Genomic DNA, 12,677 nt, shown 5'->3' on the forward strand with positions numbered 1-12,677 from the left:
AGAGGACGAAATACGGAGGTCAGTGCTTCGTGCTCGCCTGGCGGTACGCGGCGACGGTGAGTTCGGCGCACGCGCGCCAGGTGAAGTTCGCGACGTGCGCGCGGCGCGCGGCCGAAGTGGCCACGGCGTGCGGGTCGCTGACGGCGATCCGCAGCGCCTCCACGAGCCCGTCGACGTCCTCGTAGGGGACCAGGCTCGCGCAGTTCCCCGCGACCTCGCGCAGCGCCGGGATGTCCGTGCACACCACGGGGACGTCCGACGCCAGCGCTTCCAGCACCGGGAGCCCGAAGCCTTCGTCGCGCGACGGCAGCACCAGTGCGCTGGCCCCGGCGACGACCCGCCGGAGGTTCACGTCCGACAGGTAGCCGACGTGCCGCGAACGAGAGCCCACCGCGAACGAACCGGGACCGACGAACACCAGATCCGGCAGATCCGGCGCGGCTTCGTGCGCCTGCCGAAGCCAGTGCAGGCCCTTCCTGGGCCCGGGGGCGCCGGCGAAGAGCAGGTACTTGTCCGGGAGCCCGAGTTCCTTGCGGCGTTCCGGGTCCGGCGGGCGGGCGGTGAACCAGGCCGGGTTCACGCCTAGCGGGGTGACGATGATCTTGCCGCGGTCCACGTCGAGCCGTTCGGCGACCTGGTCGGCGACGGCGTTGGTGGGCGTGCAGATCGCGTCGGCGAGCCGGGCGCCGCGCCGCACCAGCCGCGGCAGCTCGTGATCGCTCGGCGCGAGCTCCTCGGGAGCGTCCAAAAAGGCCAGATCGTGGATGGTCACCACACCCGCGGCGCGGAACCGGCCGGGCAGCACGAAATTGGTGCCGTGCACGACATCCGTCGGCCCGGCGAACAGCTCCACCGGCGGCAGTTGCGAACGCAGCCACGCCTTGCGCAGGAGCCGCGCCGCCACCGGCATGCCGCGCGCCCGGACGCCGTGCGGGAGCACGTGCCGCAGCCGTCGCCAGCCGCGCAACGTGAACGCGACCGCACGAGTGTCCACTTCGGACATCGAGGCGAGCTCTTCGGACAGCGCGACGGTGTACCGGCCGATACCCGTCCTGGCACCGAGAAGCGGGGTCCCGTCGAGCAGGACGCGCAAGGGGCGGTCAGCCACGGCCGAGCCTCTGCTTGGCGACCTTGACCACGCGGCCGCCGACGCGCCGCGCGAGCTCCTTCGGGCCGCCATCGGCTAGGTACTCGCGGATCAGGCCGACGTCGCGGCGCAGCATTTCCTTGCCGCGCACCGGTTCGGCGACCACGAGGTCGCCGGAGCCGGGTAGCCGGTCGGCGGCGGGCCGCGGGTTCCGGCAGAACTCAACCAGCGGTTTCAGGGCCTCCGGCCAGGCATAACGCCGGGCGACCGCGGTCATTCGCTCGACACAGCCCGCGGCGAACTCCTCGTCGTACAACGCCTTTTCGAGCGCGTCGGCCAGCGCGTCCACGTCTTCGGCCGGGACGACGACGCCGAGCCGTTCCTCGCGGACCAGGTCGGCGAACGAGTCACCGTCGGTGGTGACGATCGGGAGCCCGGCCCACAGGTAGTCCAGCACCCGCGTCCGGAACGCGAACGTCGTCTCGACGTGCTCGTAATGCGTGGTGACGCCGCAGTTCGCGTCGAGCAGCCAGTTCTGGCGCTCCTCGTACGGCACCCACTGCTGGTTGAAGAACACGTGCTTGCCGGTGAGCCCGAGCGTGTCGGACAGCAGCATCGTGCGCGCGCCGATGTCCATCTCGGTGACCTCGGGGTTGGGATGCTTCATCCCGAGGAACACCAGGCGGACGTCGCCGCGGCGCTGTCGCAGCTGTTCGATCGCCCGGACCAGGGTCAGCGGGTCGAACCAGCTGTAGACGCCGCCCGCCCACAGCACGACGTGGTCGGTCTCGCCGATACCGTCCAAAGTGGACCGGAGGCCGGGGCCGGTGCGCACCGGTGCCTGCGGCGGCAGGCCGAACGGGACGATCGACAGCAGCGACTGGGTGGTCGGGTCGGCATCGTACAGCCGCGGCGACAGCCTGCCCATCGCGGCGAGATGGCCCAGCCAGAAGTGCCTCTGACGCTCCGACGCGCACAGGAAGAAGTCGCCGCGTTCCAGCTGCGCGTCGAGGACCTTGGTGACCCCGATGAGGTCCAGTGCCCGCTTGTCGTCGGGAACGCCCTTGCCCTGTTCGAGCAGTTCGAGGTGCATCGGGTCGTACAGATCCGCGACCACGATCTTGTGCGCGTACTGATTCTTCAGCGAGGGCGCGAGTTCCAGCACGTGGCCCTGCAGGACGATGATGTCGGCCCAGGCGATCGGCGTCTCCAGATCGCGCCGGGTGGCCGCGCTGACCCGGAACGCCGCGGGTGGCGGATCGGCGAGCGGATTGACCGTCACCAGGTGGACGTCGTGTTCGGTGGCCAGCGTCGTGGCCATGTTCCACGCGCGGATCGCCGGGCCCGCCATCCGTTCGGTGATCGCGTCGCCGGTGATCACCAGTACCTTCCGGCGCTGCCCGAAGAGCGCGTCGATGCCGAACGTCTCGACCAGGACGTCGTGCGCGGCGAGATAGCGCGGCAGCGGATACGCGGGCTCCAACGCCTTGCGCAACAAGGGAAGCAGATCGGTGTCGGTGCGGACGCGGGCGGCCTGTTCGGTGGCGCGGGACTCGGTGAGCGAGGGCAGCAGTTCGACGAACCGGTCGATCGCCAGCACGCCGGCCAGCGTCGTCCTCGGCACCTCGACCGGGCCGGTTTCGGCCGGGCCGACACCCTGGGCGAGATCGAACCGGGTGGCGTCGAGGTCCCCGCGCGCCGTCGCCCGGCGGACGGCCAGCGCCAGCGCGGCGGGCAGCGCGCGCGCCAGCGTTTCGTCGGAAAGGTTCTTGTACAGCGCCGCCAAGGCGTTGCGTTCCAGCAGGAACGTCTCGCGTCCGGAGTCCGGTGCGTCCACTGTGGACATCGTGGCGTGGTGCCGGTGGTAGGTCAGCGATTCCGGCACGTAGCGCACGCGCCAGCCGCGCAGGTTCAGGCGCCAACCGAGGTCGACGTCCTCGTAGAACATGAAGAACCGCTCGTCGAAGCCGCCGAGTTCGGCGAACACCCCGGCGCGGACGAACATCGCCGAACCCGTCGCGAACAGGACGTCCTTGGCGATCTCGTGTTCGGCGGCGGGGACGTCGGCCAGGGGGCTGCCCGCGTGGCGCTTGTAGCCCATGCCGAACCAGGTGAGGCCCGCGTCGACGAAGTCGGTGCCGGTGCCGTCCCAGTCGAGGACCTTGCTGGCCACCGCGGCGACCGTCGGCTGCGCGCGCAGCTCGGCCACTGCCGCGCCGACCCAGCCGGGAGCCGGGCGGGCGTCGTTGTTGAGGAAGGCGAGGACGGTGCCGGTGGCGTGCCGCGCGCCGAGGTTGCAGCCTCCCGCGAAGCCGGAGTTCACCGGGGATTCGACGAGCTTGACGCCCGGGGCCGCGGCTCTGATCTCGGCCACGTCGGTGCCGCCGGAGGCGTTGTCGACGCAGATGACCTCGAGGTTCGGGTAGTCGTGTTCGGCGAGAGCGCGCAGGCAGGTGACGGTGTCGGCCGCTCCCCGGTAGTTCACCACGATCACCGAGACGACCGGTTGCGTTTCCCCCTGCGCCAAAGCCGTACTCCCTGCTCTCGATTGGGGCAAGCTTAATTGCCCGCCCACGCGTCCCAGACCGCGCCTCGGCCCAGTGTCGCCCGCCGCCCGATGGCCCGCCGCTCGAGCAGCGTGCGCGGCAGGCGGGCGGCGACCACGCCCAGTACCCGGCACCGGAGGCTCAGACGGAAGTTCGGCGCGTCCGGTTTCCCTCGAAGGGGGAGTACCGCGGTCAGGACCGCGAACTTCACCAGCTGGCGGATCGCCACCGCGCGGGGAGCGCACCGCAGGAGGGTCAGCAGGCGGTTGCGTTCATTCCACAGATGGAACGGGACCGAACCCGGCCGGGTGCTCGCGCCATGCCGATGGGTGACCTCGGCCTCGGCCCCCACGACGTCCCAGCCCGCCAGCCGCAGCCGCCACGCGGTGTCGGTGTCCTCGTAGTAACAGAAGTAGGACGCCGGGACGCCGCCGACGGAACGGAGTGCCTCGACGTTCAGCACGGCCGCGCCTCCGCAGAAACCGAAGACCTCGTCCGCGGGTTCCGGCAGGTCGGCACCGTGGCCGTCGGCGGTCAGGCGGACGCCGGTCGACTGGACGGTCCCGTCGGCCAGCGTCAGCCGGGCGCTCACAGCGGCGGCGAGCGGAGCTTTGGCGAGAGTGTCTTCGCAGGTCGCGAGCCACTCCGAGGTCGGCGTGGCGTCGTCGTTCAGCCAGGCCATCAGCGGAGTGTCCACTTTGTCGAGTGCGGCGGCCATGGCGCCCGCGTAACCGGTGTTGCGCCGCAGCCGGAGCACCGCGGGCTTCGAGGGATGGGCGGCGAGGAGGGCGGCCGTCCCGTCGTCGGAGGCGTTGTCGACGACCAGCGTCCGATGCGGGCGGGATTGTGCGGCGAGGGCGTCGAGGCAGGCGGTGATGTGCGCGGCGCCGCGCCAGGTGACCACGACGACGGTGGTGCTGGTCATTCCAGAGAGAATAGAGACCATGCCCGAACTGGTCGTGCTCGCCGAGCAGCTGCTGGCGCCGGTCCCCGGCGGGACCGGCCGCTACACCGGTGAACTGCTGCGGGCGCTCGCCGAGACCGCGCCGCCGGGATGGACGGTGTCGAGCGTGGTAGCCCGGCATGCCGGTGTCGACGCTGTCGGGGCCGCGGTCGTCGAAGGTGTCGAGGGCCCGCGCGTGCTGCCGATCCCGCCACGGGCGCTGATCGCCGCTTGGCAGCTGGGCCTGCCGTGGTGGCCTGGTGGCGACGCGGTCCACGCGCCGACGCCGCTGGCGCCCGCCCGGGTGCCGAAGGGGCGGACGCTGTCGGTCGCGGTGCACGACACCGTGCCCTGGACGCATCCCGAGACGCTGACCCCGCGCGGCGTCGCGTGGCACAAGGCGGTGATCGCGAGGGCCGCGGCGCGGGCGACCGCGCTGACCGTGCCGACGCAAGCGATTGCGGACGAGCTCACCGCGCTGGTGCCGGTGTCGGTGCCGCTGCGCGTGATCCCGCACGGTGTGCGGCCGCCCGCCGGGTTCGCCGAGGTCCCGCTGCCGGAGCGGTACGTGCTCGCGATCGGGACGATCGAGCCGCGCAAGGGCATCGACGTGCTGATCGACGCCGTCGGCCGGATCGGGGTGCCGTTGGTGCTGGCTGGCCAGCCGGGCTGGGGTGGCATCGACCCGGTGGCGCTGGCACGCGAGCACGGCGCCGACGTCCGGGTGCTGGGGAAGGTGAGCGACGCGGAACTGGCGTTCACGTTGCGGGGCGCGTCGGTGCTGGCGATGCCGAGCCGGGCGGAGGGTTTCGGGTTGCCGCTGATCGAGGCGATGGCGGCCGGGGTGCCGGTGGTGCACTCGGACGTCCCGGCCCTGGTCGAGGTGGCCGGGGGAGCGGGCGTGGCGGTGCCTGCCGGCGAGGCGCAAGCGCTTGCGGACGCCCTTCGTGACGTACTCGACCATTCGGAGCATGCGGATGCGCTGCGTGACCGTGGTCTCAGCCGTTCGAGTGAGTTCACCTGGCAGCGCGCCGCTTCGGCTGTTTGGGGTCTCCACCAGCGCGATCAGTTTGTCGGTTCCTCACCGCGGAGCCGGTGAGCCGCCGTACCCTCCTAGGGTGACCGATGACCCTCGCGTGCTGATCGACGCGACCGCCGTCCCAGCGGACCGGGGTGGCGTCGGACGTTACGTGGATTCGCTGGTCGCGGCGCTGGACGAGGACGGCGCGCGGATCACCGTCGTCTGCCAGCCGCGGGACGCGGTGTTGTACGACCGGCTGGCGCCCGGCGCGCGGATCGTGCCCACCTCGCCGTCGACCTCGACCAGGACGGCCAGGCTGACCTGGGAGCAGGCGACCCTGCCCCGGCTGGTCCGGCGGCTCGCCGCCGACGTCGTCCACTCACCGCACTACACGATGCCGCTGGCCAGCCCGGCCGCTTCGGTGGTGACACTGCACGACGCGACCTTCTTCACCGACGCGGTGCTGCACTCTTCCGTCAAAGCGCGTTTCTTCCGCGCCTGGACCGCGACGGCGCTTCGCCGCGCGACGCTGTGCGTCGTGCCGAGCATCGCGACGGCAGCCGAACTGGAGCGCGTCGGCCAGGTGCGTACCGCGGAATTGGAGATCATCCATCACGGCGTCGAACCGGACCGGTTCCATCCGCCCTCGCCCGCCGAGATCGAGGCCGCGCGGCAGGCCGTCGGACTCGGGAAGACCCCGTACGTCGCCTTCCTCGGCGCGCTGGAACCGCGCAAGAACGTGCCCGCGCTGATCCGCGGCTTCGCGCACGCCGTGATCGGCAGGCCGAACCCGCCGGCGCTGGTGCTGGCGGGGCAGCCGGGCTGGGATTCGCAGGTCGAACGCGCACTCGACGCCGTACCTCACCGGCTGCGCGTGATCCGGGCCGGATACCTGCCGTTCGACACGCTCGCCGGCTTCCTCGGCGGCTCCGAACTGGTCGCGTACCCGAGCCTCGGCGAGGGATTCGGGCTGCCGGTGCTGGAGGCGATGGCGTGCGGCGCGGCCGTGCTCACGACCCGGCGGCTTTCGCTGCCGGAGGTCGGCGGGGACGCCGTCGCCTACTGCGGGGTCGGCGCCGGAGACGTCGCGGCGGCCATCTCGGAGCTGCTCGATGCCCCGGCGAGGCGGGCCGAGCTGGCCGAAGCCGCGCTTCGGCGGGCGAAGGAGTTCTCGTGGGCGATGACCGCGGAGCGGCATCGGGAGGCTTACGCGAAGGCTTGGTACCGGCACGCGCAGCGGCGGGCCGGCTGAGTCTCACTCCTGGCCTCGTGAGTGGTAAGGACGGTTCTAACCGTCCTTACCACTCACGAGGGGACCTGGACCAGCCTTAACGTGCCGTTGCCGGCGTTCTGGTGTCCGTGAAGGCCTCCTTCCCTACCTTGAGCGTAGGGAAGGAGGCCTTCACGGACCCGCGATCGACCGGCAGCCACCTCCGGTAGGTACGCAAGACACCGTTGGCTCTAACCGTCCTTACCACTCACGAGGTGGGTTGGGGTGGGTGCGGCGTGGTCGCGTTCGGTGACGGGTGGACAATGGCCGCGTGACTGAGCACCCCAGCTACGGCGACGGGCTCGCCGTCGTGACCGTGACGTACTTCCCCGGCGAAACCCTGGAGAAGTTCCTCGACACGCTCGAGAAGGCGACGGACCGGGACGTCCAGGTCGTCGTCGCCGACAACGACTCCACGGACGACGCGCTCGACAAGGCCGCCCGCCGGGACAACGTCGAGCTGCTCAGGATCGGCGAGAACGTCGGTTACGGCACGGCCGCCAACCGGGGTGTCGCGGAACTCGACAACAGTTACGGCTGGGTCGCCGTGGTGAACCCGGACGTCGAATGGGAACCCGGTTCGCTCGACGCGTTGCTCGAGGCGGCCGAGCGCTGGCCGCGCGGTGGCGCGTTCGGTCCGCTCATCCACGACCTCGACGGCACCGTCTACCCGTCGGCCCGGCTGCTGCCGTCGTTCGGCCGCGGGATCGGGCACGCGGCGTTCGGCAAGATCTGGCCGGGCAACCCGTGGACGCGGCAGTACCGGCAGGAGACCGGCACCCCGGTCGAGCGCACGGCGGGCTGGCTTTCCGGATCCTGTCAGCTGTTCCGCCGCGAGGCCTTCGACTCGGTCGACGGGTTCGACACGCGCTACTTCATGTACTTCGAGGACGTCGACCTCGGTGACCGGCTGACCCGCGCGGGCTGGCTGAACGTGTACGCGCCTTCTGCCAGCGTCATACACATCGGCGGGCACTCGACTTCGCAGGCTTCGGAGAAGATGCTGCGCGTGCACCACGAAAGTGCGTACCGCTACCTCGCGGACCGTCACCGCGGACTCCTGTGGAAGCCGGTCATGCTCGCGGTGAAGGCCGGTCTCGCGCTGCGGCTCAAGCTCGAAACGCGCCGGAAGTAGCGGTTCCGACCACCGGAATTCGCGCGACTCTGCTCCCTGCCGTCGTTACCGTCGGTGCATGGACTTCGTCGCACTGGACACCTGGCTGACGGAACGCGCCGGGGAGGACGGCTTCTCCGGGGTCGTGCTGATCCGGCGCGGAGACGGGACACTGTTCGAACACGGGTATGGCCTGGCCAGCCGCCGCTGGTCGGTGCCGAACGCGCCGGACATCCGGTACGACACCGCGTCGATCACGAAGGTCGTCACCGCGATCGCCGCGTTACGCCTCGCCGACGAGGGGCGGCTGGACCTCGATCGCCCGATCGGCGAGATCATCGACCTCGATGGCACTGCGATCGCGCCCGGGGCGACGACGCGGCAGCTGCTCACGCATACGTCCGGGATCGCCGACGACGCCGACGAGGAAGCGGGCGAGAGTTACGAGGCGTTGTGGGTCGACAAGCCGGTGTACTCGGTGGTCGACACGCGGGACCATCTGCCCAATTTCGCTTACCGGGTACCGAATTTCGCGCCGGGCGCGGGCTGCCGGTACTGCAATTCGGGCTACGTCCTCGCCGGGCTGGTGATCGAGGAGATCACCGGTAGGCCGTATCGCGACCACGTCCGGGAGATCGTGCTCGACCGTGCGGGGATGACCGATTCGGGTTTCTTCGACCGACGCGATCCGGAGCCGAGAGTCGCCGAGGGCTGGGATCCCCTCCTGGACGGTGAGCGGGTCACCGGCTGGAAGCAGAACATCTTCAGCTACCCGCCGATCGGGTCACCCGATGGTGGCATGTACTGCACCGTCGGCGACCTCGTCCGGCTGCTGCGGGCGATCCGCGAAGAACGACTCCTGAGCCCTGCGCGCACGAAGGAGTTCCTCACGCCACAGGTGCTTCACAGCAGCGGCGTCTGGTACGGCTTCGGCCTCGAATTCGTCCTGGCGCCGGACGGCTCGGTGCGGCACTACTACAAGGACGGCGGGAACGTCGGCGTCTGCTCGCTGATGCGGCACTATCCGGCCGAAGGGCTGGACGTCGCGATGCTGTCCAACGCCACGTACGGCGGGGGAGCGGCGATCAAGGAGATCGACCGGGTGATCCAAACCGGCTGAGGTGGGTGCCCCGGATGCTATGAAAGGTCCTTTCCTTGCAAAATTTGCAAGGAAAGGACCTTTCATAGCGCATGAAGGGGGCTAGATGCCGTCCAGGCGGCGCGAGAGGTTCGACCGGCCCGAGGGGTTCTGCTTCACCGTCGGCACCAGGCCGCCGACCTCGTTCTCGACGGTCTCCGGCTCCGGCTGCTCGATCAGGGGACTCTGCACCGGCGCGGCGGGCGGCCGCCGGGTGAGCGGCGTCGTCGCCTGCGGCAGAGGCCTGGTCTGCTGGGGAGCGCCGGGACGGCGGGGGTACGGCTGCGGCTGAGTCAAGCCTTCACCCCGCGCCGGCGGCAGGTCCAGCCGCGTCGTCGGTTCGGCTCCCGCGAGCGGGTGATCGTTCTCGGCGATCAACGAAGCCGGTAGCTGAGTGGTCGTATCCGGGTCCGAGGAACGGTCGATCTCGGCGACCACCGATCGGGGGATCTGCTGAGTGTTCGCGGAGTCCATCGGAGACGTCGCGTTGTCCGGTGTCACGACGAAGGCTCCACGCGCGCTTGCGCGTGCGAGCAAGGCGTCCGCCCGAGCACGGGGGTCCATTCCCCTAGGCCTCCCGACTGACCTGGGGCCCTCTGGGTTCAGGGCCGACTGTGTGTTGTCTAGGGTAGGCCCTAGGTGCGGCTGCCGTCAGCAGACCCGCAAACGTCTTCCGACAAATGTCGGTGTCAGGCTTCCATGTCCGAGAGGATCCGCGTGCTGGAGTCGGCCTTGTCCGTGCCGCCGATGCCGTAGACCATCGTGATGTTGTTCCGCGCCCCGGCTTCGATTTCGTCGGCAGGGAGCTCTTCGATGCTGCGCCTGTCGCCACCGTTGCAGAACTCGAGCTCCGTGTCGGGGTACGCCGCGCGGATCTGGTCGAACGATTCGTCGATGCCCGGCCCCTGCTCGACGGCGATGTACACGTCGTCGACGATGCGCAGCGCGCGGACGATCCGGGCCCGGACGTCCTCGGTCTGGATCACCCTGCCCTTCTTGAGGACTTGCTGGTGATCGTTGTTGACGATGACGATCAGGTAGCCGGACCGCGCCTGCGCGGACTCGAACAGGTCGAGATGGCCCTGGTGGAGCGGGTTGAAGTACCCACTGACGATCGAGGCCTTCGCCGGTCGCTCGGTCATCGTCCAGTCCTCCATAGGCTTACGGTTTCAGGTGGCCCGCTCACCCTAGCCGAGTGCCGGGTAGTTTCACCGTGTGCTGTTCCGTCCCGGGTTCTCGCTTGATCTGGACGCGGTCCTGGGGCCGCTGAGCCGGGGATCGCGTTCGCCCAACGTCGTCCGCACCGAGGGCGGGGTCACCTGGCTGGCCGCCAACACCGCGGACGGCGCGGGCACACTCGCGCTGCTGCGGCGCACGGACGGCGAGATCGAGGCGGAGGCCTGGGGACCCGGCGCGGACAGGCTGCTCGAAGGCGTTCCGGCGATGCTGGGCGCGCACGACGACGACTCCGAATTCGTCGCGCACCACGACGTCATCGCGACGGCGCGCCGCCGCAACCCGGGGCTGCGCCTCGGCTCGACCGGCCGGGTGTGGGACGCGCTGGTGCTCGCCGTGCTGGAACAGAAGGTGACCAGTGCCGAGGCGCTGCGGTCGTGGGGCGAGCTGTGCCGCTGGTTCGGGGAGCAGGCGCCAGGGCCTGGACCGGCACGGCTGCGCGTGCCGCCGACGCCCGTCGCCATCCGATCCATTGTGGACTGGAAATGGCATCGCGCCGGGGTGGACCTGAAACGGCGGACGACGCTGATCGCGGCGGCCCGCGTCGCGCCCCGGCTGGAGAAGGCCGTCGAACTGAAGGGTGTCGAAGGCCGGGCTTGGCTGCGGAAAGTGCCGGGCATCGGAGTGTGGACCGCGGCGGAGATCGCGCAGCGCGCCTGGGGCGACCCGGACGCGGTGAGCTTCGGTGACTACAACATCCCGTCGATGGTCGGGCACGCGCTGGTCGGCACGAAACTCGACGACGCCGGGATGTCCGAGGTGCTGGCGCCGTACTCACCGCAGCGGCAGCGCGCGGTTCGCTACCTGTCGACGGCCGGCTTCCGCCGCCCGAGGTTCGGGCCGAAGATCGAACTCCGCGACTACCGCGCGATGTGATCGCGCTACCGCCGCATTTGGTCCTCTGAATGCGGGAGTCAGTTGCCCCAGTCCTGCGGCGGGTAGGGCTGCTGGCTCGGGTACTGCGGCGGCTGCTGAGGATGCTGCTGGTGCGGGACGTGGGGCGGGTACTGCTGCGGCGGGTACATCGGGGGCTTGGGCTTGCTGAGCGCTTTCACCAGGAAGAAGATGCCGACGCCGACACCGGCGAGGACCAGGAAGATGATCAGCAGCATCAACACGGAGACTCCCATGCGGTGAGGTTAGCCGGTGGATGATCGCCGTGAGCGGTCGCGAGGGGTGGATCAGCCCAGCGCGGCGTCGATGATCGCCTTGGCCTCGTCGCGGCCGAGACCCAGCTTCCTGGTCAGCGCGGCGTAGTCGGCGGCCGCCTGCCTCGCCCGTTCACGGGACTCGTCACCGACGGCGCTCACGAACGTCCCGGCCCTGCCGCGGGTCTCGATCAGGCCCGCTTCTTCGAGCTCTCGGTAGGCCTTGGCGACCGTGTTCGGGGCGATGCCGAGGTCTTCGGCGAGTTTCCGCACGGTCGGGAGTTTCGCCCCGACGGGCAGCGTGCCGTCGTTGATCCGCTCCGCGTAGGCGGTGCGGACCTGTTCGAAAGGTGGGACCGGAGAGTTCGGGTCGACCCTGACCATGCGGTTTTCTCCCTGCTGGAAATGCCGTGAAGGCCTCCTTGCCTACCTTGAGGGTAGGGAAGGAGGCCTTCACGGACAGTCGGACTACTGGCGGGGCGGGACGACCTGCGTCCGGTCGCCGCCACCGCCGGGAACGACCTGGGTGGCGTCACCGCCGCCACCGGGCACCACCTGCGTCCGGTCGGCGCCCGCGGGCGGGACGACCTGCGTGCGGTCGGCGCTCGCGGGGGAGACCACCTGGGTGCGGTCGGCGCCGGCATCCGCTTGCTGCTGCGGGGACACGACCTGGGTACGGTCCGCGCTGCCGTCGATCGGCGGCCCCGGCTGCGGGGGAGGCGGCGGGAAACCGGGCTGAGCCATGCCGGGCGCGCCGAACGGATTGGGTGCCGGGGCGCCCGGAGGTGGCGCGAAACCCGCGGGGGCGCCGGGCGGGGGCGGGAACCCCGCCGGGCCCGGAGGCGGCGGGAAACCGGGCGCCTGGCCGTAACCGGGCTGAGGCGGCGGGAAACCGGGCTGCTGCTGCCAGTTGCCCTGAGGGGCGGGGCCACCGGCGGGCGGGGGAGGCGGCGGGAAGCCGGGGGCCGGGCCGCCACCGCCGAAGTTCGGGTTCTGCGGGAAGGTCATCGGCGGCTTCTTGGCCTGGTTGACCTTCACGATGATCACCACGATCACGATGATGATGACGATGATCGCCAAGATCAGCAGAAACCAGCCGAAGCCGTCACCGTCACCGCTGCTGTGGACCCGGACCCGGTCCAGGTATGGCGTCAGCGTCGTCAGCATCATTCCC

General features: G+C 70.5%; 13 protein-coding genes. 5 read left to right on the plus strand and 8 right to left on the minus strand.

What is annotated here, in order from left to right; genetic code table 11:
• Positions 1 to 19: 19 nt before the first annotated feature.
• From AC0685_RS10035 to AC0685_RS10045, 3 genes are read right to left on the minus strand one after another with little or no spacing between them, the layout of a single operon-like run.
• On the minus strand, positions 20 to 1,108 hold the full coding sequence (locus tag AC0685_RS10035; protein ID WP_478225198.1) for a glycosyltransferase family 4 protein: 1,089 nt from the start codon (positions 1,106 to 1,108) through the stop codon (positions 20 to 22).
• Entirely contained in the window at positions 1,101 to 3,614 is a 2,514-nt protein-coding gene (locus tag AC0685_RS10040) for a glycosyltransferase (RefSeq protein ID WP_478225199.1), read from the minus strand. Before AC0685_RS10040 ends, AC0685_RS10035 begins: the two co-directional genes overlap by 8 nt.
• 32 nt (positions 3,615 to 3,646) lie before the next feature.
• The gene (locus AC0685_RS10045) at positions 3,647 to 4,558 is read right to left on the minus strand and encodes a glycosyltransferase (protein ID WP_478225200.1); all 912 of its coding nucleotides are present in this window, start codon (positions 4,556 to 4,558) and stop codon (positions 3,647 to 3,649) included.
• 19 nt (positions 4,559 to 4,577) lie between these two features.
• On the opposite strand from AC0685_RS10045, the gene AC0685_RS10050 reads away from it, so the two are divergent.
• The 4 genes from AC0685_RS10050 to AC0685_RS10065 all read left to right on the plus strand — a co-directional run bounded on the left by AC0685_RS10050 (position 4,578) and on the right by AC0685_RS10065 (position 9,101).
• Positions 4,578 to 5,675: a glycosyltransferase family 4 protein gene (locus AC0685_RS10050; RefSeq protein ID WP_478225201.1), complete on the plus strand. Its 1,098-nt coding sequence runs from the start codon at positions 4,578 to 4,580 to the stop codon at positions 5,673 to 5,675.
• A 37-nt stretch (positions 5,676 to 5,712) separates the two neighbouring features.
• Positions 5,713 to 6,849 (plus strand): glycosyltransferase family 4 protein, encoded by a 1,137-nt coding sequence (locus tag AC0685_RS10055; RefSeq protein WP_478225239.1) that lies wholly within the window; start codon positions 5,713 to 5,715, stop codon positions 6,847 to 6,849.
• 289 nt (positions 6,850 to 7,138) lie between these two features.
• Positions 7,139 to 8,002, plus strand: coding sequence for a glycosyltransferase family 2 protein (locus AC0685_RS10060; RefSeq protein ID WP_478225202.1), 864 nt, complete (start codon positions 7,139 to 7,141; stop codon positions 8,000 to 8,002).
• A 58-nt stretch (positions 8,003 to 8,060) separates the two neighbouring features.
• On the plus strand, positions 8,061 to 9,101 hold the full coding sequence (locus tag AC0685_RS10065) for a serine hydrolase domain-containing protein (RefSeq protein ID WP_478225203.1): 1,041 nt from the start codon (positions 8,061 to 8,063) through the stop codon (positions 9,099 to 9,101).
• 81 nt (positions 9,102 to 9,182) lie between these two features.
• Here the strand turns inward: AC0685_RS10065 and AC0685_RS10070 are convergent, their stop codons facing one another.
• Both AC0685_RS10070 and AC0685_RS10075 read right to left on the minus strand, forming a co-directional pair.
• Positions 9,183 to 9,683, minus strand: coding sequence for a hypothetical protein (locus tag AC0685_RS10070; protein ID WP_478225204.1), 501 nt, complete (start codon positions 9,681 to 9,683; stop codon positions 9,183 to 9,185).
• 125 nt (positions 9,684 to 9,808) lie between these two features.
• Positions 9,809 to 10,261, minus strand: coding sequence for an adenylyltransferase/cytidyltransferase family protein (locus AC0685_RS10075; protein WP_340684492.1), 453 nt, complete (start codon positions 10,259 to 10,261; stop codon positions 9,809 to 9,811).
• 73 nt (positions 10,262 to 10,334) lie between these two features.
• Between AC0685_RS10075 and AC0685_RS10080 the strand changes: the two genes are divergently transcribed.
• The gene (locus AC0685_RS10080) at positions 10,335 to 11,231 is read left to right on the plus strand and encodes a DNA-3-methyladenine glycosylase family protein (RefSeq protein ID WP_478225205.1); all 897 of its coding nucleotides are present in this window, start codon (positions 10,335 to 10,337) and stop codon (positions 11,229 to 11,231) included.
• Between the two features lie 38 nt (positions 11,232 to 11,269).
• Here AC0685_RS10080 and AC0685_RS10085 read toward each other — a convergent pair whose 3' ends face one another.
• From AC0685_RS10085 to AC0685_RS10095, 3 genes are all read right to left on the minus strand, one after another.
• Positions 11,270 to 11,485 (minus strand): hypothetical protein, encoded by a 216-nt coding sequence (locus tag AC0685_RS10085; protein ID WP_478225206.1) that lies wholly within the window; start codon positions 11,483 to 11,485, stop codon positions 11,270 to 11,272.
• Positions 11,486 to 11,536: 51 nt separating this feature from the next.
• On the minus strand, positions 11,537 to 11,887 hold the full coding sequence (locus tag AC0685_RS10090) for a GntR family transcriptional regulator (protein WP_340684489.1): 351 nt from the start codon (positions 11,885 to 11,887) through the stop codon (positions 11,537 to 11,539).
• Positions 11,888 to 11,971: 84 nt separating this feature from the next.
• A complete protein-coding gene (locus AC0685_RS10095) occupies positions 11,972 to 12,673 on the minus strand; it encodes a hypothetical protein (RefSeq protein WP_478225207.1) in 702 nt (233 codons plus the stop codon).
• Positions 12,674 to 12,677: the final 4 nt, after the last annotated feature.

The sequence above is a fragment of the Amycolatopsis sp. NPDC043889 genome (genome assembly GCF_056435645.1).

Coding starts and splice junctions, on each gene's coding strand:
- AC0685_RS10090 (WP_340684489.1), bottom strand. CDS start 11,887: ATGGTCAGGGTCGACCCGAACTCTCCGGTCCCACCTTTCGAACAGGTC.
- AC0685_RS10050 (WP_478225201.1), top strand. CDS start 4,578: ATGCCCGAACTGGTCGTGCTCGCCGAGCAGCTGCTGGCGCCGGTCCCC.
- AC0685_RS10070 (WP_478225204.1), bottom strand. CDS start 9,683: ATGGACCCCCGTGCTCGGGCGGACGCCTTGCTCGCACGCGCAAGCGCG.
- AC0685_RS10085 (WP_478225206.1), bottom strand. CDS start 11,485: ATGGGAGTCTCCGTGTTGATGCTGCTGATCATCTTCCTGGTCCTCGCC.
- AC0685_RS10065 (WP_478225203.1), top strand. CDS start 8,061: ATGGACTTCGTCGCACTGGACACCTGGCTGACGGAACGCGCCGGGGAG.
- AC0685_RS10095 (WP_478225207.1), bottom strand. CDS start 12,673: ATGATGCTGACGACGCTGACGCCATACCTGGACCGGGTCCGGGTCCAC.
- AC0685_RS10075 (WP_340684492.1), bottom strand. CDS start 10,261: ATGACCGAGCGACCGGCGAAGGCCTCGATCGTCAGTGGGTACTTCAAC.
- AC0685_RS10045 (WP_478225200.1), bottom strand. CDS start 4,558: ATGACCAGCACCACCGTCGTCGTGGTCACCTGGCGCGGCGCCGCGCAC.